Below are 21368 nucleotides of genomic sequence, written 5' to 3'. Positions count from 1 at the left end.
CGCCCCCCACGAAGCGGGAGCAAAGGCTGATTTCCGGCAAGGGCGCGACGGTTTTCCTGCTGAAACGATTTACCTTCGATCCGGACCGCGCTACAACAGTCCCACGCCTTTCATCCACGTCATTCGAGGACCCGCCATGACCGCCCCGCTCCACCTCGATTCGCTGTTTCCCAGCCTCGACGCCATTCCCGAGCAGTACCGCCCCGACGCCCCCATCGAGCAGCGCGACTACCTGGTCGACGGCCAACTGCGACATTGGGACGGCCCGCTGGCGCCGGTACGCAGCCCGGTATTCCTCGCCGAGGCCGACGGCGAGCGCCAGGTGATCCTCGGCAGCACCCCGCTGCTCGACGCCGACGCCGCGCTCGCCGCGCTCGACGCCGCGGTGCGGGCCTACGACCACGGCCAGGGCCTGTGGCCGAACCTGCGGGTGGCCGAGCGCATCCAGCACGTCGAACGCTTCCTGGCGCGGATGCGCGAGCAACGCGAGGCGGTGGTCAAGCTGCTGATGTGGGAAATCGGCAAGAACCTCAAGGACTCCGAGAAAGAGTTCGACCGCACCTGCGACTACATCGTCGATACCATCGAAGCGCTGAAGGAACTCGACCGCCGCTCCAGCCGTTTCGAACTGGAACAGGGCACCCTCGGCCAGATCCGCCGGGTTCCGCTGGGCGTGGCGCTGTGCATGGGGCCGTACAACTACCCGCTGAACGAAACCTTCACCACCCTGATCCCGGCGCTGATCATGGGCAATACGGTGGTGTTCAAGCCGGCCAAGTTCGGCGTGCTGCTGATCCGCCCGTTGCTGGAAGCCTTCCGCGACAGCTTCCCGCCAGGAGTGATCAACGTCATCTACGGGCGCGGCCGGGAAACCGTGTCGGCGCTGATGGCCAGCGGCAAGGTCGACGTGTTCGCCTTCATCGGCACCCATTCCGGCGCCAGCGACCTGAAGAAGCTGCACCCCCGCCCGCACCGCCTGCGCGCCGCCCTCGGCCTGGACGCGAAGAACCCGGGTATCGTCCTGCCGCAGGTCGACCTGGACAACGCGGTGAACGAGGCGGTCACCGGCGCGCTGTCCTTCAACGGCCAGCGCTGCACCGCGCTGAAGATCCTGTTCGTCCACGAAAGCGTGCTGCGACCGTTCCTCGACAAGTTCAGCGCGCGCCTGGCCAGCCTCAAGCCGGGCATGCCGTGGGAACCGGGAGTGGCGCTGACGCCGCTGCCGGAGCCGGGCAAGGTCGACTATCTCGAAGGCCTGCTGAACGACGCCCTGGCCAAGGGCGCACGAGTGGTCAATGCGGGCGGCGGCGAGCATCGGCAAAGTTTCTTCTACCCCGCTCTGCTGAGTCCGGTGAGCCCGGACATGCGCCTCTACCACGAGGAGCAGTTCGGTCCGCTGGTGCCGGTGGTGCCCTATCGCGAGCTGGACGAGGTGATCGACTACGTCCTGCGCTCCGACTACGGCCAGCAGTTGAGCCTGTTCGGCAACGACCCGGCGCAGATCGGCCGGCTGGTCGACGCCTTCGCCAACCAGGTCGGCAGGATCAACGTCAACGCCCAGTGCCAGCGCGGCCCGGACAGCTACCCGTTCAACGGCCGGAAGAATTCGGCGGAAGGCACCCTGTCGGTCCATGACGCGCTGCGGGTGTTCTCCATCCGCACCCTGGTGGCGACCCGCGACACCGAGGCGAACAAGACCCTGGTCAGCGAGATCATCCGCAACCGCGCGTCGAACTTCCTCACCACCGACTACATCTTCTGAAGCGCCTGTCCCTCTCCCGCCGGGAGAGGGACCTGCCGCCACCTCCCCCACTGTCCGCCAGGCAGCAGCCGCGCAACAGGCTGCCGCCCCGGCAACACCTCCTGCTCGCGCGAACCCGCGCAACCAGTGGCCTGCGCGGGTCGGCACAGGCTGTGCAACGGCCCGGACTCCAGGGTAGCCGTCGACCGGACGGCCCCGCTGCCTACCAGGAGTCCGCATGAACGCCCGCGTCCATCCCGAAGCCACCGCCGCCAGTCTCTCCGAAGGCGCCGACTACGAACTGCTCGCCCAGCGTTTCCGACCGATCTTCGCGCGCATCGCCGAAGGCGCCGTCGAGCGCGAACGGCAACGCGAACTGCCCCACGAGGCGATCGCCTGGCTCAAGCAGGCCGGCTTCGGCGCCGTGCGCGTGCCGCGCGAGCACGGCGGCGCCGGCGCCTCGCTGCCGCAGTTGGTTCAGTTGCTGATCGAACTGGCCGAGGCCGACTCCAACATCACCCAGGCCCTGCGCGGCCACTTCGCCTTCGTCGAGGACCGTCTCAATGCCGAGCCCGGCCCTGGCCGCGACCGTTGGCTGCGGCGCTTCGTCGAGGGCGACCTGGTCGGCTGCGCCTGGACCGAGGTCGGTTCGGTACGGCTGGGCGAAGTGCTCACCCGCGTCTCGCGCAAGGACGACGGTCGCTGGGTGGTGAACGGCAGTAAGTACTACAGCACCGGCAGCCTCTTCTCCGACTGGATCGATCTGTATGCCCAGCGCGACGACACCGGCGCCGACGTGATCGCGGCGATCCGCACCGACCAGCCCGGCGTGCGCCAGAGCGACGACTGGGACGGCTTCGGCCAGCGCACCACCGGCAGCGGCACGTCGCTGTTCGAGGACGCCGAGGTGGAGGAAGAGAACCTCATCGACTTCGCCAGCCGCTTCAAGTACCAGACCGCGTTCTACCAGTTGGTCCTGCTCGCGGTGCTGGCCGGCACCGGCCGCGCCGCCTTGCGCGACGTCGCCGCCGAGGTGCGCGGGCGGACCCGTATCTACAGCCACGGCAATGCCCCGCGAGTCAGCCAGGATCCCCAGGTGCAGCAGGTGGTCGGGCGCATCGCCGCGCGCGTCTACGCCGCCGAGGCGGCCACCCTGCGCGCCGCCGAAGCGGCCCAGCGCGCCTACCTGGCGCGCTTCGTAGGCGACCCGCAGGCGGAGAAGGAGGCCAATATCGCCGCCGAGATCGAATCGGCCAAGGCCCAGGCGATCGTCGCCGAACTGGTGTTGCAGGCCACCAGCGAGCTGTTCGACGCCAGCGGCGCTTCCGCCGTCGGCCGCGGCAAGCAGCTCGACCGCCACTGGCGCAATGCGCGCACCGCCGCCTCGCACAATCCCCTGATCTACAAGCAACGGATCGTCGGCGACTGGGAGATCAACGGCAGCGAGCCGCCCTACGTCTGGCAGATCGGCAGCGGTCCGGCCACGGCGTCCCGCTGAACCTCGCCCATCCCATCGCAAGGAGTTGCCATGAGCGCACTGGAAAAGAACGCCGCCGATCCCTATCGGCAACCGCTGCCACGGACCCCGGCCCGGCGCATCGCCGACGACGCCGAGGCGATCCGCGTCGCCCGCGAACTGGCCGGGCTGTTCGCCGAGGAAGCCTCGCTGCGCGACCGCCAGCGCCGGCTGCCGGTGGCCGAACTGGAAGCCTTCTCGCAGAGCGGCCTATGGGGCATCAGCGTACCGCGCGCCTACGGCGGCGCCGAGGTCGGCTACCGGACCCTGGCCGAAGTACTGAAGACCATCGCCGCGGTAGACCCGTCCCTGGCGCAGTTGCCGCAGAACCACCTGGCGGTGCTCGACCATTTGCGCCTGGACGGCAGCGAGGAGCAGAAACGCTTCTTCTACGGCCTGGTGCTAGACGGCGTGCGCTTCGGCAACGCCTTCTCCGAACGCCACAGCCGTACCGTCGCCGAATTCCAGACACGAGTCCTGGCGGATGGCGACGGGTTCCGCATCGACGGCCGCAAGTTCTATTCGAGCGGCGCCCTGCTCGCCCACTGGGTACCGGCCGTCGGCCTCGACGCCGAGCAGCGCGCGCACCTGGCGTTCATCCCGCGCGACGCGCCGGGGCTGACGGTGATCGACGACTGGTCCGGCTTCGGCCAGCGCACCACCGCCAGCGGCACCGTCATCCTGGACAACGTGCGGGTGCCGGCCGAGCACGTCATCCCGGTGCACCGCGCCTTCGACCGCCCCACCGCCGCCGGCGCCGTATCGCAGTTCATCCAGGCCGCCATCGACGCCGGCATCGCCCGTGGCATCCTCGCCGAGACCGTGCAGCAGGTGCGCCGCCACGCGCGGCCATGGATAGACGCCAACCAGCAGCATGCCTGGGAAGACCCCTACACCATCCAGCAGGTCGGCGACCTGCGCATCCGCGTGCGCGCCGCGGATGCCATGCTCGACCTGGCGGGCGACGCCATCGAAGCGGCGCTCGCCGCCCCCGACGAGGAGAGCGTGGCCGCCGCCTCGATCGCCGTGGCCGAGGCCAAGGTGCTCACCACCGAAGCCGCCCTGCTCGCCGCCAACCGGCTGTTCGAACTGGCCGGCACGCGCTCGACCCTGGAGGAACTCAATCTCGACCGCCACTGGCGCAACGCCCGCACCCACACCCTGCATGACCCGGTGCGCTGGAAATACCATGCCATCGGCAACTACCAGTTGAATGGGGTGAAGCCACCGCGGCACGCCTGGCTCTAGGAGCCGTCCCGGGCCCTGGGGCGGATATCGCCACCGGCGTCATCCCGCCGTCCGCCCAGGTCAGGCCGGCAGCGCGTTGCGCCCGGCCTCCTTCTCCCAGAGCGCCCGCAGGTCGCGATAGCCGGCCGCCGGATGGGAATCCGGCAGCCGCGGGCCGTCGCCGAACAACTTCTCGCGCAGAGTCCCCGGCGCATATTCGGTCTTGTACACCCCGCGCTTCTGCAACTCCGGCACCAGCAATTCGACCACGTCGCTGAAGGTTTCGTGGGCCAGCGCATAGGCCAGGTTGAAGCCATCCACGTCGGTGTCCTCCACCCACTCCTGCAACAGGTCGGCGACGGTCGCCGGGCTGCCGACGAACAGCGGGCCGAAGCCGCCGATACCGACCCAGTCGGCCAGCTCGCGGACCGTCCAGGTGCGCGTCGGATCGGCGCTGGAAAACGCTTCCACCGCCGATTGGATCGCATTGGTGTGGATGTGCCGCAGCACCTGGTCCGGCCGATACTGGCCGAAGTCGATCCCGGTCCAGCCGGAGATCAGCGCCAGGGCCCCTTCGTAGCTGACGAAGGCGCGGTATTCGTCGAACTTGGCCCTGGCCTTGGCGTCGGTTTCGCCCAGCACCACCGTCTGCAGGTTGAACACCAGTACCTTGCGCGGATCGCGGCCGGCCTCGGCGACGCGCTGGCGGATGTCGGCGACCGCCTGCTTGAGCACGGTCTTCGATGGCGCGGCGACGAACACGCACTCGGCGTGCTCGGCGGCGAAGCGCTTGCCACGACTCGACGCGCCGGCCTGGTAGAGCACCGGCGTGCGCTGCGGCGACGGTTCGCAGAGATGGATGCCGGGTACCTGGAAGTGCTCGCCGACATGGCGGATCTCGTGAATCTTGCCCGGGTCGCTGAAGATCCTTCGGCGACGGTCGCGGAGCACCGCGCCGTCCTCCCAACTGCCTTCGAAGAGCTTGTAGAGCACCTGTAGGTATTCGTCGGCATAGTCGTAGCGGCGGTCGTGGTCGAGCTGGGCCTGCTGGCCGAGGTTGCGCGCGCCGCTTTCCAGGTAGGAGGTCACTACGTTCCAGCCGATCCGGCCCTTGGTCAGGTGGTCCAGGGTCGAGAGTCGGCGGGCGAAGGGATAGGGATGCTCGAAGGACAGCGAGGCGGTCAGGCCGAAGCCCAGGTGGCGAGTCACCGCGGCCATCGGCGTGATCAGCGCCAGCGGGTCGTTCACCGGTACCTGGGCGGCCTGGCGGATCGCCGCGTCGCCATTGCCGTCGAGCACATCGTAGATGCCCAGCACGTCGGCGATGAACAGTCCGTCGAAACGGCCGCGTTCGAGCAACCGCGCCAGGTCGGTCCAGTACTCCAGGTCCTTGTACTGCGAGGAGCGGTCGCGCGGATGCGCCCAGAGGCCGGGCGACTGGTGGCCGACACAGTTCATTTCGAAGGCGTTGAGACGGATTTCGCGCGGCATGGGGACTCCTTGGCTTGCCTGTGCATCCGGCACCCCGTGCACAGCCCGTGCCGGGCCGCGGGGCCGCGCCGGACAAGGCCTGGGTGGCAAGCCCCTGTCGCTGTGCGGGCGCAACTGCTGGGCAAGTGTTGGTGGATCAACACATTCGCCCGCCCCACCCGAGCCCCGAGCCCCGAACCCCGAACCCCGTAGGGCGAATAGCGCCCTGGCGCTATCCGCCAGCGCACCGGTACCCCGTCCGGCGGATAGCCGCAAGCGGCTATTCGCCCTACCCGAGCATCCCCATTGACCCGTAGGGCGAATAGCGCCCCGGCGCTATCCGCCAGCGCACCGGTACCCCGCCCGGCGGATAGCCGCGAGCGGCTCTTCGCCCTACCCAAGCTCCTCGTAACCCGTAGGGCGAATAGCGCCCTGGCGCTATCCGCCAGCGCACCGGTACCCCGTCCGGCGGATAGCCGCGAGCGGCTATTCGCCCTACCCGAGCATCCCCATTGACCCGTAGGGCGAATAGCGCCCCGGCGCTATCCGCCAGCGCACCGGTACCCCGCCCGGCGGATAGCCGCGAGCGGCTCTTCGCCCTACCCAAGCTCCTCGTAACCCGTAGGGCGAATAGCGCCCTGGCGCTATCCGCCAGCGCACCGGTACCCCGTCCGGCGGATAGCCGCGAGCGGCTATTCGCCCTACCCGAGCATCCCCATTGACCCGTAGGGCGAATAGCGCCCCAGCGCTATCCGCCAGCGCACCGGAACCCCAGCCGGCGGATAGCCGCGAGCGGCTATTCGCCCTACCCGAGCTCCTCGTAACCCGTAGGGCGAATAGCGCCCCGGCGCTATCCGCCAGCGCACCGGTACCTCGTCCTACCCGAGCGCCCCGTGCGCCCAGCGCCGGTAGAGTCCGCGCGCCGCCGCGTCGAGCAGGTAGCCGAGCAGGCCGATCAGCAGCACCATCGCCATCAGCTCGGAGTACGCCAGGCGGTCGCGGGTGTCGAGGATGTAGTAGCCGAGCCCGGCGCTGACGCCGAGCATCTCGCAAGGCACCAGGACGATCCAGAGGATGCCGATGGCCAGGCGCACGCCGGTCAGCACATGGCCGAGGATGCCCGGCAGGATCACCCGGCGCAGGGTTTCCCAGGGCGTGGCGGCGAGGCTGCGGCTCAGTTGCAGCCAGCGCGGGTCGAGCTGGCGCACGCCGGCGGCGGTATTCAGCAGGATCGGCCAGAGCGCGGCGAAGGCCAGCAGGAAATAGATCGGCTGGTCGCCCACGCCCATCAGCATCACCGCGATGGGCATCCACGACAGCGGCGAGATCATCCGCAGGAACTGGAACGCCGGAGTGGTCGCCGCTTCCAGGTTGCGCGAGGCGCCCACCAGCAGTCCCAGCGGCACTCCCACCAGCAGCGCCAGGAACAAGCCCAGCAGGACCCGTTTCAGGCTCACCAGCACGTGCTCGTAGAGTTCGCGGCGTTCCAGCAGTTCACCCAGGCTGAGCAACGTCGCCTGCGGCGAGAAGCGTGCCGAAAGGCCGTCGGCGGCGCCGAACAGGGCCACGCCGAGCCACCACAGGGCGAACAGCGTCAACAGCCCGGCGACGCCTAGCGCGCCCTGGCGCAGCGTCTGCCTCACGGGCTGATCTCCTCGCTGCGCTGGAAGCCCTCGGCGAGGCCGAACGCCTGCAACCCGCCGACCTCTGCCAGGGCCTGGCGGACGAAGCGGTCGTCCACCAGGTCACTGGCCACCTGGCGCGGATCGAGGCTGGCGAGGAAGGCATTATTGCCTTCGATCAGGGTGTCCTTCAGCCGCCGCACCAGTTCCTCGGTATAGCTCGGATAGGGATAGGGCTGGAAGTCGATGCGCCGCTCCTGCCAGTCGGCGTGGCGGATCGCGCCGCTGGCGAGATAGGCCTGCTGCTCCTCGGCGCCCGGCGCCAGCACCCGGCCGAGGACCTCCGGTGCGTGCGGCGTGTAGCGGTTGGCTCCGGCCTTGGACAGCAACTGTGCGGCCTCGGCGCGGTGCTCGCGAGTCCATAGCTGGGCCTTGACGATGGCGTTGACCACCTTTTGCGACCACTGCGGCCGCCGCTCCAGGTCGTGTTCGTGCATGAACACCACGCAGCAGGCGTGGTTGCGCCAGACATCGCCGGTGAAGCGCTGTACCCGGCCGACCTTGAGGTTCTCCGCCAGGGCGTTGAACGGCTCGGCGACGATGTAGCCGTGGATGCGCTTGCTGGCCAGCGCCGGTGGCATGTCCGAAGGCGGCAGCACCACCAGGTTGACCTCGTCGGCGGCCAGCGCCGCGCCCACCGCACGGCTCACCGCGCGCAGGCCGTTGTCGCGCAGCAGTTGCTGCAACACCACGTTGTGGATCGAGTACCAGAACGGGATCGCCACGCTCTTGCCGCCGAGCTGGCGCACGTCGGCGATCTCCGGAGCCACCGTGAGCCCCGAGCCGCCGACGTGGTTCCAGGCCACCACCTTGGCCGGCACCTTGCTGCCGTAGCGGGCCCAGACGGTCATCGGCGACAGCAGGTGGATGACGTTGACCTGGCCGGAGATGAACGCCTCGATCACCTGCGCCCAGCTACGCAACAGCACCGGCCGTTCGGCCTGGATGCCCTCGGCCTCGAACAGGCCGTTGGCATGGGCCACCAGCAAGGGCGTGGCGTCGGTGATCGGCAGATAGCCGATGCGCACCGGCGCGTCGGGTTCGGCGGCGGCACGCGCCTGCAGGCTGCTCAGCAGCGGCAACGCGCCGGCAGCGCTGAGCAGCGCGGCGAGCTTGAGGATGTCACGTCGGGAATGGGTCGGGTCGTCCAGGCACATGGGAGGCCTCCGGCTGAGCGATGGGATGGGCATGGGTGCGGCTCGCCCGCCGTAGGGTTTTCAGGATCTCGATGCGCAACGCGCCCAGTTCCTCGACCAGCTCCGCGCGTGGCTGCGGCAGGTCGATGCGCCACTCGCCGAGGGTCCGCGCCGGGCTGTCACCCAGTAGCAGGATGCGTTCGGAGAGCAGCAGGGCCTCGTCGATATCGTGGGTGATCAGGACCACGGCGGTGCCGCGCTCGTGGATCGCCCGCAGCAGCAGCTGCTGCATGTCGGCGCGGGTCACTTCGTCCAGCGCGCCGAAAGGTTCGTCGAGCAGCAGCACTTTCGGCTGCCGCGCCAGGCAGCGGGCCAGCGCGGTGCGCTGGGCCATGCCGCCAGAGAGTTGCGCCGGGTAGCGGGCACGGGCATGTTCCAGGCCGACCGCGGCGATCGCCTGGTCGACGCGGGCCTGGCGGGTGGCCGCGTCGAGGTGCGGCTGGCGGGCGAAATCGAGGCCGAAGGCGACGTTCTTCTCCAGGTTCAGCCAGGGCAGCAGGCTGGGGTCCTGGAACGCCACCGCGACGCCCGGATGCGGTCCGCGCAGGGGCTCGCCGAGTACCCGCACGCTGCCGGCGGCCGGCTCCTGCAGGCCGGCCAGCACGCGCAGCAGGCTGGACTTGCCGACGCCGCTGGGACCGAGGATCGAGACCACCTCGCCGGCGCCCAGACGCAATTCGAAATCGCCGAGCACCGCCTGCCAGCCGGCACCGCGCGGATAGCCGAGGGCGATCCCGCGAGCGTCGAGGAGCGCCTCGCTCATGCCTTGGCCTCGGCCTGGCGTTGCAGTTCGGCGCGCAGTTGCACCAGGCTCGGCGTAACGATCGGGACGAACGCCGACTCGCGCCAGCGGCGGGCGAAACCGGCGCCGTGCTCGCTCAGGTAGGCCTTGCCGCCGCTGGCCTGCAACTCCAGTTGCACGGCATTGGCGGCGGCTTCGGCGAGCCCGATGCGGATGCGGAACAGGCGTGCCGGCTGGCTGGCGAACTCGCCGCTGGCCAGTCCGGCGTGCAGCGCCGCCACGTGTCCGTCGAGGGTTTCGCGCTGTGCCGCCAGCTCGCCATCCAGGAGCGAACGGCTGCCGCCCAGGTGCCGCTGCACTTCGTCCAGTGCGCGGCGCGCCAGGCCGATGGCCATGCCGCATTGCAGGCCGAGGAAGGCCGGGCGCACCCGTGGCAGGAACTGCCGGGCGTCGTCGTGCAACAGCCAGTCGCGCCCGACCGCCACCGCGCGCAGATCGAGGGCGGCGGTGTTGCTGCATTGCAGGCCGAGCAGGCGCAGGTCCGCCGAGCGCTGCAAGCCGGCGAGGCCTTCGGGAATCGCCAGGACGAAGGGCTTGCCGCCCTCCCCGTGTTCGATCGCCGCCGCCACCACGAAATCGCCGCTGCGCAGGTTGGTCACCCACGGCAGGCGACCGTCCAGGCGCCAGCCGGCCTCCTCCGCGTGCGCCACCACCTGCAGCGCCTCGATCCCGGAAAGGAACTTCATCGCGTTGGACAGCCCGGTGGCGCCGGCCAGGCGGCCGGCCAGCAGGTCGCCGAGCAGGCGTTGGCGCAGTTCCTGGTTGGGACTCTGCAACAGGTACTCGATGAAGGCGCGCTGGCCCCAGAAGACGAACGCCGCGGTCAGCGAGCGCGCCGCCACTGCGGCCACCCGCTCCACCGCGTCGGCGAGCGTGCCGCCGGCGCCGCCAAGGCGTTCCTCCACCGCCACGCCGAGCACGCCGGCGGCGGCCAGGCGCGGCAGCAGCGCGGCGGGATCGGCGTCGCCGCGGTCGAGGGCGTCGGCCTGGCGGTCGAGCCAGTCGCTCAGGGTCGGGTCAAGCATGGTCGTCACTCCTTGCGCCGGCGCGGCATGCCGCCCGGCAAGCGCAGGCTCAGGCCTGCGGGTTGGTCCAGCGATATTGCTCCAGCTCGGCATTGAGCGGCGTGCGGGCGAACACGTTGGCGAAGTTGCAGAGCGTCGCCAGGCTCACCCCGAGGATCACTTCCAGGGCCTGGGCCTGGTCGAAACCGGCGGCGCGGAAGGCTTCGAACTGCTCGTCGGTGACCGCACCGCGGCTGGCGATCACCGCGCGGGTGAAGTCGGCCAGGGCTTCGTAGCGGGCATCGGGCAGTTCACCGCGGGCGCGCAGGGCCTCGATCACCGGCTCCGGCAGGCGCGCCTTGTTGCGCGCCACCGCGGTGTGCCCGGCAACGCAGAAGTCGCAGCCATGGGTGGTGGCCGCCACCAGTTGCACCACTTCCCGCTCGGGCAGGCCGAGGCTGGCCTTGGCGTTCAGCCCGGACACGGTGAGGTAGGTTTCCAGGGCGGCCGGCGCATTGGCCAGCACGCCGAGCAGATTCGGGATATAACCCGAGTTGTTCAGCGCGGTCTGGAGGAACGGAAGCGCCGCCTCGGGGGCGTTTTCCAGGGTGAGCACGGGAACGCGTGACATGCTTTCGACTCCGGTGGTTGAGGTGTCGAAGAAGTCTCTTGGTAATAAGAAATCCATTCAATATTCTAAAGTCGCTATCACTTGCTCTTGAGTCTTTCCCTTAGATGAATTCGTCCAACCCCCTTGTCGATTGGTTATTAGACAGCCTCGAAGTCGACACCAGCCTGTTCCATGTCGGTCGCTACTGCGGCGGCTGGCATGCCTCCACCCACGGTCTGGCGCGTGCCAGCTTCCACCTGGTGGTGCAGGGACACTGCTGGGCGCACGTCGCCGGAAGCGCCCGGGGCTGGCGACTGGACAGCGGCGATGCGCTGTTCTTCCTGCGCGACGTCGAGTTCCGCCTGTCCAGCGAGGCCACCGCCGAGGCCGCGCGCTGCCAGCCGCGTGGCGAAATGCAGGCGCTGGAGTGGAACGCGGCGGACGGTGCCGGCCTGGTCTGCGGGTTCTTCCACTTCCATTCGGGATTGTCCGGGCTGATCGTCGACGCCCTGCCCGACTGGCTGATCCTGCGCGCCGGCGATCCGGCGCTGGACGCGGCGCGACGCCTGTTCGCCCTGATCGTCGACGAGTGCCGCCGCCAGCCGGCGCCGTCGCCGGTTCTGCTGGAGCGCCTCAGCCACCTGCTGTTCCTCTACGTGTTGCGCCAGCAGGTGCTCGACAACCCGACCCTCGGCGGCCTGGTGGCACTGGCACGCCAGCCGCAGTTCGCCGGCCTGCTGGAAGCGCTGATCGAGGCACCCGAACAGCCCTGGAGCCTGGAACAGATGGCCGAACGCACCGGACTCTCGCGCTCGGCCTTCTTCAAGCGCTTCAACGAACTCAGCGGTCAGTCGCCGGGGCAGGTCCTGCTGGCCCTGCGCATGCACCGCGCCTGCGCCCTGCTGCGCGCCGACGCCAGCGTCGCCGAGGTCGCGGCGGCGGTCGGCTACCAGTCCACCGCCGCCTTCACCCGTGCCTTCCACAAGGCCACCGGGCAGCAGCCGGGGGCCTATCGCAAGGCCAGCCGCTGATCACCAGAGACCGATCGGTACCAGGCGCCCGCCTTCCGGCTCGCCGTAGCGGAACGCCTGGCCGCGCAGGTCGATCTCCGCGTTGCTGATGGTAGTCCGCCGCTTCAGCCCGCGCAGCCAGTCGAACAGCATCCCGGCATGGGCCTCGCGCACCGCCGCATGCGCCGGGTCGGCGCCGAGGTCGCGCAATTCGCCGGGGTCGCTGGCAAGGTCGAACAGTTGGGCGCGGAAGCCGTCGTAGGCGATGTACTTCCAGCGCTCGCTGCGCACCATGTACATGCGGCAGGCATCGATGGGTCGGCCCAGGCGCTCCCGCGCCGGCGCCTGGAAGGCGTAGTCGTACTCGGCGATGGCGTAGCGGCGCCAGTCCGCCGGCGGCGCGCCATGGACGAAGGGCAGCAGCGAACGGCCCTCGATGCGATGGCTGGCGGGCTCGACGGCGAAGGCTTCGAGGATGCTCGGCAGTACGTCGATGGACTGCACCAGCGCCTCCTCCACCCGGCCGCGGGTGGCGTCCGCCTCGGGGCGCGGATCGCGGATCAGCAACGGCACGCCCACCGCCGACTCGAGGAGGAACTCCTTCTCGCCCAGGCCGTGGTCGCCGAGGAAATCGCCATGGTCACTGGTGAAGACGATCAGGGTATCGTCCCAGCGCCCGCTGGCGCGCATGTGCTGGAAGAGCCGGCCGAGCTGGTCGTCGACCTGGCGGATCAGCCCCATGTAGGTAGGTATCACCTGCCGGCGCACGTCTTCGCGGGAGAAATTGAGGCTCTCGCGATGTTCGCGGAAGGCGCGGTACACCGGGTGGTCGCTTTCTTCGCCGGGCGCCGCGCGTAGCGCCGGGAGCACCTGGTCGGCGCGGTACAGCGCGTGGTACGGCGCCGGCGCGATGTAGGGCCAGTGCGGCTTGATGTAGGACAGGTGCAGGCACCAGGGACGCTCGCCCTGCTCGTCGATGAAATCCATGGCGCGACGGGTGGTATAGGCGGTCTCGCTGTGCGCCTCCGGCAAGCGTGTCGGCAATCCGGCATGGCGCATCCGCCAGCCGCTGAGGATTTCCCCGTCGGCGCTGGCGGCGGAGTTGGCCCAGTCGTGCCAGGGGTTGTCGCCGGTGAAGCCGAGGCGCCGCAGGTAGTGGGTGTAGGGCGCGCTTTCGCGCTTGTCGGCGAAGGCCGGGTCATCCGGGTAGACCCCGTCATTGCGGTCGTAGGGCTCGAAGCCGGCTTCGGCGAGGGCCGCGCCGCGCGCGCTGGCCGGATCGATGCCGAACCGCCGCATGCCTTCCAGGTTGGCCGTGGCGTGTGTCTTGCCGACCAGCGCGGTGCGGACTCCCGCGGCGCGCAGGTAGTCGCCCAGGGTCAGCTCCTCCAGCGGCAGCGGCACCGCGTTCCAGGCCACCTGGTGGCTGCTGACGTAGCGCCCGGTGTACGAGGACATCCGCGACGGCCCGCAGATGGTGCCCTGGGTATAGGCACGGGCGAAGCGCACGCCCTCCGCGGCCAGGCGGTCGATGTTCGGCGTGTGCAGATAGGGATGGCGGTAGCAGGACAGGTAATCGCGACGCAGTTGGTCGCACATGATGTAGAGGACGTTGCGGATCGGCTTGGGCTGGCTCATGACGGCTCGCGAAAAGGAAACGACGCTTCATTTCGCGGTCCGCCGCGTCCGGCGGCAAGCGCATTCGGAACATAGTTGGCATGCGTGCGACGCAATTCAGGTGGCGTCGTCGACCCGCTTCAGTTCGTCGATCATCGCCTCCGCCAGCGGCGACAGGCTGTAGCCGGCGCGGCTGACGATGCCGTAGCGGGTATGCAGTTCGTCGAGGTCGTCGGGCAGCTCGCGCACCCGCAGCGGACGCAGGCCTCCCTGTCCCGGCGGCGCCAGGTCGCCGAGGCCGCTGCTGATGCCGATGGCATCCGAGGCGAGAACCACGCCGAGCAGGCTATGGCCGTTCTCGCACTCGATGGCCGGGCGGAAGTCGGGACGCCCGCTGAGGTCCACCAGCACCTTGCGGATGTTCGGCGGGCTGATGTTGGTCGCCAGCGGGAAGCTCAGCAGCTCCTCGGCGGAAACGCTCTCGCGCGCGGCCAGTGGATGCCCCTCGCGGCAGCAGAAATGCCAGCGCCGGGGACGCAGGCGCGAGGTCCGGTATTGCGGGTCGGCCTCGAAATGCCGGGTGTCGGCGACGAAGAACTCGAACTCCTCGGCCTGCAGGCGGCGGTTCAGCGCCTGCCAGTGTTCGACCTGGAAACTCACCCGCGCCTTCGGATAACGCACGTTGAAGCGCCCCACCGCACGCGGCACCAGCCAGGTGGCGGGAGCCGGCCCGGCGCCGAAGCGCAGTTCGCCGGCCTCCAGGCCGTTGAACAGGGCGATCTCGTTGGCCAGGTTGTGCGCGCCGCTGACCAGCCGGCGCGCATGTTCGAGGACGATCAGGCCCTGCTTGGTCGGACGCAGGTCCTTGGCCGCGCGGTCCACCAGGCGGCAGCCAGCGCTGTGTTCGAGCGCCTGGATGCTGCGGCTGAAGGCCGATTGCGAAAGGTTAACCGCCAGCGCCGCGGCGACGAAGCTGCGGTGCTCGTGAAGGGCGATGAAGTGGCGGAGCTGGCGGAGATCGATATGCATTTTCTACATGGAAAATATCGGGCGAATGCAATTGCCGGGGACGGCGTGGGCTTTTTATAAAGGCAATCTCTTATTCCGTAAAAGCAATATAAAACATAAATAAATAACCATACGGAATTAGCAGTCACCCCTTCATCCAGGACCCACACATGAATCGCCGACCCGCGTACCGCTCCATCCCGTCGTCCCGCAGCGCACCGTTCCGCCGTCGCCTGCTGCCCCTGTCGATCTGCCTGGCCTGCGCCGGAGGGGCGCAACTGGCCGGCGCCGACGACACCCCCGCGGGCACCGAAGAGGCGCGCCAGGCGCAGCCGGCCACCACCCTGCAGACCGTCACGGTGACCTCGCGGCGACGGGTGGAAAACTCCCAGGATGTGCCCACCGCGATGAGCGTGCTCGGCGGCGAAACCCTGGAGAGCCAGCGCATCTACCGGGTGCAGGACCTGCAGCAACTGGTGCCGAGCACCAACGTCGCCTACGTCCACGCGCGCCAGTCCAGCGTGTCGATCCGCGGCCTCGGCAACAACCCGGCCAGCGACGGCCTGGAAGGCAGCGTCGGGCTGTACCTCGACAACGTCTACCTCGGCCGCCCCGGCATGGCCTCGTTCGACCTTCTCGACATCGAGCAGCTGGAGGTCTTGCGCGGCCCGCAGGGCACCCTGTTCGGCAAGAACACCACGGCCGGGGTGATCAACATCGGCACCCGTGCGCCGAGCTTCACTCCGGAGCGCAGCGTTGAGATATCCGGCGGCGAGGACGGCTACTTCCAGGCCAGGGGCACGATTTCCGGACCGCTCGGCGAGACCCTCGCCGGGCGCCTGTCGGCCTACCGCACCCGCGACGACGGCTACGTGAAGAACCTCCACGACGGCAACACCCTCAACGGCGGCGCACGCCAGGGTTTCCGCGGGCAGTTGCTGTTCAAGCCGAACGACGACTTCAGCCTGCGCTGGATCGGCGACTACAACGAGGAAGACTCCGACAATGGTGTCCTTACCCTGTTCAGCAGCGGCCCCACGGTGAACGGCGTGAACCGCTACGAACAGCGCGCCGCCGCGGCCGGCGCGACGCTGGTGGACGGCCATCGGCGCAAGGTCAACTTCGACTCGGACCAGCAGGTCACGGTGTTCCAGGGCGGAACCTCGGTGGAAGCCAACTGGAAGCTGGCCAACGACTTCACCCTCACTTCCATCAGCGCCTACCGCTGGTGGGATTTCACGCCGCGCAACGACGACGGCCTGGACGTACCGGCGGCCTATAACGCCGGAGTCTCGGTGCGCGACAAGCAGTGGTCGCAGGAAATCCGCCTGGCTTCGCCCAGCGGCGGCTTCTTCGACTACGTGCTCGGCGCCTACTACTTCGGCCAGGACCTCGACAACAAGTCCTTCACCGACTACGGGCCCAGGGCAGACATCTGGAACGGAACCCCCGCCGGCGCCCTGAGCGACGTCAGCACCCGCGGTCGCGGGCACATCGACACCGACAGCTACGCGCTGTTCGCCCAGGGCACCTGGCACCTAACCGAGCGCCTGGACCTAACCGCCGGCGTGCGCGGCACCTACGAGGAAAAGTCCGCCTGGGTCGAACGCTACGCCCCGCTCGGCGGCGCCGCGGTGAGCGGCGCGGCGGCGGCCGCGCGCAACGGCAGGGTCGGCGCCTACGACAGCGGCGACATCGGCCTGCACAGCGTCAGTCCGTCCGCTCTGCTCAGCCTCAGCTACCGCTTCAGCGACCAGGTTCTGGGCTACGCCTCGCTGTCCCACGGCGAGAAATCCGGCGGCGTCAACCTGACCGTGGCCAGCGCTCCCAGCGCCGGTGCCGACTCGCTGCTGATTGGCACCGAGCGCGCCAACGATGCCGAGCTGGGGTTGAAGACCACCCTCCTCGACAACCGCCTGATCCTCAACGGCAACCTGTTCTGGACCGTGGTCCACGGCTACCAGGCCAATGCCTACGACGAGGCCAACCGCACCCAGTACCTGACCAATGCCGGCGATGTGCGCTCGCGCGGCCTGGAGTTCGAAGCGACGGCCCTGCCGATCCGCGGCCTGACCCTGAATTTCAATGCGTCCTACAACGACGTTCGCTACCTGTCCTACAAGAACGCCCCGTGCGCCCCCGAGGTGGCCTTCCAGGCCGGCGCCCCGGCGTCCTGCGACCTCAGCGGGCACCAGGTGGTCGGTGCCTCGAAGTACATCGCCAACTTCAATGGCGAGTATCGCTGGAAGCTCGACGATGGCCTGGAGCCCTACCTCACCGCCAGCTACGCGTTCCGCTCCAGGGCGGTGGGCACCATCGACGACTCCGCATACGGACAGATCCCCAGCTACGCCCTGGTCAACGCCTCCGCCGGCCTGCGCGGCGACTACGGGGACGGCCAGTGGGACCTGTCCCTGTGGCTGAAGAACGCTTTCGACAAGACCTATTTCACCAGCCTCTGGAATTCCGCCAACGGCGGCTACGCCGGCGTGCTCGGCACGCCGCGCACCCTGGGCGTGACCGCCCGCTACGACTTCTGAACCGATCGCCGAGGAACCCGCCATGCCCAGATTCCCGATGCTCCTGCTCAGCGCCGCGCTGCTCGCCGCCGGCGCCCATGCCGCGCCCAGCGTCTACCCCACCGGAGTGACCCGCTACGACCCGCAGAAGGCCTTCAACCAGTACGTGATCTTCAGCGGCGCAGACCGCAAGACCCACCTGATCGACATGAACGGCAACGAGGTGAAGCGCTGGGACTACCCCGGCTTCCCCGCCGCCGTGATCGACCCGGCCCTGAACGGCGGCAAGCGCGGCCATGTGCTGCTGCAACTGGCCGACCTGGCCGCTCCGGACAAGCTGGCCTCGCCCGGCAACGGCCTGGCCAACCAGGCCCTCGGCGAGCTGGACTGGGATGGCAAGGAGGTCTGGCGCTGGGGTGACCAGGCGCCGGGCGGCGCCGCCCATCAGCACCACGACCAGCGCCGGCTGGCCAACGGCAACACCCTGCTGCTGGCGAACAAGGTCCACGCGGTGAAGGGCTTCGCCGTGCCCCGGGTAATCGATGACGTGATCTACGAGGTCACGCCGCAGGGCAAGCTGGCCTGGAGCTGGACCGCTTCGGAGCATCTCGACGAATTCGGATTCACCGCCGACCAGTTGAAGCGGGTACGGGCCAGCGAGAACCCCGACTACCTGCACATCAACAACCTCGCCCCGCTCGGCGAGAACCGCTGGCACGCTGCCGGCGACCGGCGCTTCGCCCCGGACAACCTGCTGCTCGACTCACGCAACGCCAACTTCATAGCGATCGTCGACAAGGCCAGCGGCAAGGTGGTCTGGCGCCTCGGCCCGAACCTTCCGCCGATCGACCCGAAGAGCGCCCGTAAGCTGCCGCGCCCGGTGGACCAGATCAGTGGCCAGCACGACGCCCACCTCATTCCCGAGGGCCTGCCGGGCGCCGGCAACCTGCTGGTGTTCGACAACCAGGGTGACGCCGGTTACCCCTCGGTACAGCGCGGGCTGGTCTCCGGCTCGCGGGTACTGGAAATCGACCCGCTGAAGAAGCAGATCGTCTGGCAATACACTGCCGAGGACTCGCAGCAGCCCGGCTGGGCCTTCTACAGCGCCTTCATCAGCAGCGCGCGGCGCCTGCCCAACGGCAATACGCTGATCGACGAAGGGCAGAACGGACGCTTCTTCCAGGTAACGCCCGGCGGCGAGATCGTCTGGGAGTACGTCAGCCCCTACTTCGGCAAGGCGCCGCGCGGCGACGCCCGGAGCAACTGGGTCTACCGCGCGCTGCCGGTGGCCTACGCCTGGGTGCCCGAAGGTACGCCGCGCGAGGAGAAGGCGGTGAACCTGGCGGTTCCCGGCGCCACGCCGCAGGTCACGGCGCGGCGTTGAAGCGGATGGCGGCGGATAGAGCCACGGCCCGCTACCCGCCCCTGCGGCCACCCGGCGCCACGCAGGGGAGCGAGGCTCGCGGGTGGTCCCCTGCACAGCCCCGCCGCTTCGGGCTAGGATGTGCCTTCGTTCCCCCGGTCGGCCCGCGCCCATGCCCAGAGCCAGCAAAGTCACCGATCCGTCCTACGAGCTGATGGACGACCACGAAGGCCATTCGCTGATCTACCGCCAGCACGGCTTCCCCAGCCCGCTGGTGCGCTGGCACTTCCACAAGGAGTACGAGCTGCACCTGATCGTCGCCAGCTCCGGCAAGGTATTCATCGGCGACTACATCGGCAACTTCGCCCCCGACACCCTGTTCCTCACCGGTCCCAACCTGCCGCACAACTGGATCAGCCAGGTGGAGCCCGACGAGGTGGTGGCCCGGCGCGACATGCTGGTGAACTTCACCGACGAGGTGCTGGAGGACGGCAGCTGCGTATTCTCCGAGCTGAACCGCCTGGCCCCGCTGCTGGCGCGGGCGCGCTACGGCATCGAGTTCCGCGACCCGGCGCTGATCGGCGAAAGCCGGCGACTGTTGCAACGCATCGCCGACAGCGGCGGCATGACCCGCCTGGGATACTTTTTTATCCTCATGGAACAGCTCGCCGAATGCGAGGACTACCAGTTGCTCTCTACCGTCACTTCCTCGCAACTGGCCGACGAGCACAACGTCGAACGGATCAACCGGGCGGTGGACTACATCTTCCAGCACTACGCCCAGGACCTCACCCAGGAGCAGGTCGCCGCCCACCTGGGCATGACCCCCACCTACTTCTCGCGCTTCTTCAAGCAGGCCGCCGGGCGCGGCTTCGTCGAGTTCGTCAACCGCCTGCGCATCAGCAAGTCCTGCGAGCTGCTGGCCCGCAGCGAGCTGCCGGTGACCGAGGTGTGCTTCGAGTCGGGCTTCAGCAACCTGTCCAATTTCAACCGGCGCTTCCAGCAGCTCAAGGGCATGACGCCCACCGGCTACCGGCGCCTGGTGACCCAGCGGCTGACCGAGCAGAACCTGCTCTGAGCCGCCACCGCCCCACCCCGGCGGTGCAAAAAAGTATCGGTCGAAGTGCAGTCGAGGCTTTGTCGGTTGCGTGACGCGCCTGTGTAATCGGCAGCGAGCGACACAAAAACAATAATGTCTTCCGCGCCGCCCGCCGGCCCGGAAGAGGAGTTCACCGATGAACGACTCGATCAAGGCCTGCCTGGCCGCCGCCTGCCTCGCCCTGCCCCTGCTGGCCCAGGGCGCCGAGACCCTGACCATCGCCACGGTCAACAACAACGACATGATCCGCATGCAACGCCTGTCCAAGGTGTTCGAGGAAAGCCACCCGGACATCGCGCTGAAATGGGTGGTGCTCGAAGAGAACGTCCTGCGCCAGCGCCTGACCACCGACATCGCCACCCAGGGCGGACAGTTCGACCTGCTCACCATCGGCATGTACGAAGCCGCGCTGTGGGGCGCCAAGGGCTGGCTGGAGCCGATGAGCGGGCTGCCCGCCGACTACGCCCTGGACGACCTGTTGCCCTCGGTGCGCGACGGTCTCTCCGTCAAGGGCACGCTGTACGCCCTGCCGTTCTACGCCGAAGCCTCGATCACCTACTACCGCAAGGACCTGTTCCAGCAGGCCGGGCTGCGGATGCCCGAGCAACCGACCTGGACCCAGCTCGGCGAATTCGCCGCCAGGCTCAACCGCCCGGACCAGGGCCAATACGGCATCTGCCTGCGCGGCAAGGCCGGCTGGGGCGAGAACATGGCGTTGATCGGCACCCTGGCCAACGCCTTCGGCGCACGCTGGTTCGACGAGCGATGGCAGCCCGAATTCAGCGGCGGCGAATGGAAGAAGGCTCTCGACTTCTATGTCTCCACCCTCAAGCGGTACGGCCCGCCCGGCGCCTCCAGCAACGGATTCAACGAGAACCTGGCGCTGTTCAACAGCGGCAAGTGCGCGATCTGGGTGGACGCCAGCGTCGCCGGTTCGTTCGTCACCGACAAGAGCCAGAGCAAGGTCGCCGACGCCACCGGCTTCGCCTTCGCCCCCCGGGAAGTCACCGACAAGGGCGCCTCCTGGCTGTATTCCTGGGCCCTGGCGATTCCCGCCAGCTCGCGCGCCAAGGACGCGGCGAAGGCCTTCGCCACCTGGGCCACCTCGCAGGCGTACGGCAAGCTGGTGGCGGACAGGGAAGGCGTGGCCAACGTGCCGCCCGGCACCCGCGCCTCGACCTACAGCGAGGCCTACCTGGCCGCCGCGCCGTTCGCGCGGGTCACCCTGGAATCGCTGAAGCGCGTCGATCCCAACCATCCGACGCTGAAGCCGGTGCCCTATGTCGGCATCCAGTTGGTCACCATCCCCGAGTTCCAGGCCATCGGCACCCAGGTCGGCAAGCTGTTCTCCGCCGCCCTCACCGGGCAGATGAGCAGCGACCAGGCGCTCGCCGCCGCGCAGCAGAGCACCGCCCGCGAGATGAAGCGCGCCGGCTATCCGAAGTAGTCCGCCGCCGGGCGCAGCCGCGCCCGGCGCGGCGCTGCTCGAGCGCTTGCCCTTGAA

The 21368-nt window shown here is 68.9% G+C and carries 16 protein-coding genes; 8 read left to right on the top strand and 8 right to left on the bottom strand.

Annotated elements, in window-relative coordinates; genetic code table 11:
* Positions 1-136 precede the first annotated feature (136 nt).
* The 3 genes from ACI766_RS13945 (at position 137) to ACI766_RS13935 (ending at position 4505) form a co-directional block, all read left to right on the top strand.
* A complete protein-coding gene (locus tag ACI766_RS13945; RefSeq protein WP_003117844.1) occupies positions 137-1762 on the top strand; it encodes an NADP-dependent glyceraldehyde-3-phosphate dehydrogenase in 1626 nt (541 codons plus the stop codon).
* Positions 1763-1979: 217 nt separating this feature from the next.
* The gene (locus ACI766_RS13940; RefSeq protein WP_003117845.1) at positions 1980-3239 is read left to right on the top strand and encodes an acyl-CoA dehydrogenase family protein; all 1260 of its coding nucleotides are present in this window, start codon (positions 1980-1982) and stop codon (positions 3237-3239) included.
* Between the two features lie 30 nt (positions 3240-3269).
* Entirely contained in the window at positions 3270-4505 is a 1236-nt protein-coding gene (locus ACI766_RS13935) for an SfnB family sulfur acquisition oxidoreductase (protein ID WP_058148770.1), read from the top strand.
* 60 nt (positions 4506-4565) lie between these two features.
* Here ACI766_RS13935 and ACI766_RS13930 read toward each other — a convergent pair whose 3' ends face one another.
* The 6 genes from ACI766_RS13930 to ACI766_RS13905 all read right to left on the bottom strand — a co-directional run bounded on the left by ACI766_RS13930 (position 4566) and on the right by ACI766_RS13905 (position 11269).
* Positions 4566-5975, bottom strand: coding sequence for an LLM class flavin-dependent oxidoreductase (locus ACI766_RS13930; protein ID WP_003107490.1), 1410 nt, complete (start codon positions 5973-5975; stop codon positions 4566-4568).
* Between the two features lie 857 nt (positions 5976-6832).
* Entirely contained in the window at positions 6833-7597 is a 765-nt protein-coding gene (locus ACI766_RS13925) for an ABC transporter permease (protein WP_003107734.1), read from the bottom strand.
* Positions 7594-8793 carry an ABC transporter substrate-binding protein gene (locus ACI766_RS13920; protein ID WP_003107732.1) on the bottom strand — a complete coding sequence of 400 codons (1200 nt, stop codon included), beginning with the start codon at positions 8791-8793 and terminating at the stop codon, positions 7594-7596. The genes ACI766_RS13925 and ACI766_RS13920 overlap by 4 nt, the downstream gene beginning before the upstream one ends.
* On the bottom strand, positions 8759-9595 hold the full coding sequence (locus ACI766_RS13915) for an ABC transporter ATP-binding protein (protein ID WP_003115101.1): 837 nt from the start codon (positions 9593-9595) through the stop codon (positions 8759-8761). Before ACI766_RS13915 ends, ACI766_RS13920 begins: the two co-directional genes overlap by 35 nt.
* A complete protein-coding gene (locus ACI766_RS13910; RefSeq protein WP_003117847.1) occupies positions 9592-10659 on the bottom strand; it encodes an acyl-CoA dehydrogenase family protein in 1068 nt (355 codons plus the stop codon). Before ACI766_RS13910 ends, ACI766_RS13915 begins: the two co-directional genes overlap by 4 nt.
* Before the next feature lie 49 nt (positions 10660-10708).
* The gene (locus ACI766_RS13905; RefSeq protein WP_003122713.1) at positions 10709-11269 is read right to left on the bottom strand and encodes a carboxymuconolactone decarboxylase family protein; all 561 of its coding nucleotides are present in this window, start codon (positions 11267-11269) and stop codon (positions 10709-10711) included.
* A 104-nt stretch (positions 11270-11373) separates the two neighbouring features.
* Between ACI766_RS13905 and ACI766_RS13900 the strand changes: the two genes are divergently transcribed.
* Positions 11374-12279, top strand: a complete 906-nt coding sequence (locus ACI766_RS13900; protein WP_003089436.1) for an AraC family transcriptional regulator — start codon at positions 11374-11376, stop codon at positions 12277-12279.
* Here ACI766_RS13900 and ACI766_RS13895 read toward each other — a convergent pair whose 3' ends face one another.
* Positions 12280-13896: an alkaline phosphatase family protein gene (locus tag ACI766_RS13895; RefSeq protein WP_012614158.1), complete on the bottom strand. Its 1617-nt coding sequence runs from the start codon at positions 13894-13896 to the stop codon at positions 12280-12282.
* Positions 13897-13992: 96 nt separating this feature from the next.
* Entirely contained in the window at positions 13993-14904 is a 912-nt protein-coding gene (locus ACI766_RS13890; RefSeq protein WP_003105356.1) for a LysR family transcriptional regulator, read from the bottom strand.
* A 149-nt stretch (positions 14905-15053) separates the two neighbouring features.
* Here ACI766_RS13890 and ACI766_RS13885 point away from each other — a divergent pair, with 149 nt between their 5' ends.
* From ACI766_RS13885 to ACI766_RS13870, 4 genes are all read left to right on the top strand, one after another.
* Complete coding sequence (locus tag ACI766_RS13885; protein WP_003114997.1) at positions 15054-17423, top strand: TonB-dependent receptor; 2370 nt, start codon at positions 15054-15056, stop codon at positions 17421-17423.
* Positions 17424-17445: 22 nt separating this feature from the next.
* Positions 17446-18786 carry an aryl-sulfate sulfotransferase gene (locus tag ACI766_RS13880; protein WP_014602910.1) on the top strand — a complete coding sequence of 447 codons (1341 nt, stop codon included), beginning with the start codon at positions 17446-17448 and terminating at the stop codon, positions 18784-18786.
* A 151-nt stretch (positions 18787-18937) separates the two neighbouring features.
* The gene (locus ACI766_RS13875) at positions 18938-19843 is read left to right on the top strand and encodes an AraC family transcriptional regulator (protein ID WP_058148772.1); all 906 of its coding nucleotides are present in this window, start codon (positions 18938-18940) and stop codon (positions 19841-19843) included.
* A gap of 157 nt (positions 19844-20000) precedes the next feature.
* Positions 20001-21311: an ABC transporter substrate-binding protein gene (locus tag ACI766_RS13870; RefSeq protein ID WP_003105362.1), complete on the top strand. Its 1311-nt coding sequence runs from the start codon at positions 20001-20003 to the stop codon at positions 21309-21311.
* Positions 21312-21368: the final 57 nt, after the last annotated feature.

Origin of the sequence: Pseudomonas sp. DL (assembly GCF_047199225.1) — a bacterium.
GTDB classification, from domain to species: domain Bacteria; phylum Pseudomonadota; class Gammaproteobacteria; order Pseudomonadales; family Pseudomonadaceae; genus Pseudomonas; species Pseudomonas aeruginosa.
This window is presented reverse-complemented; position numbering and strand designations above follow the sequence as displayed.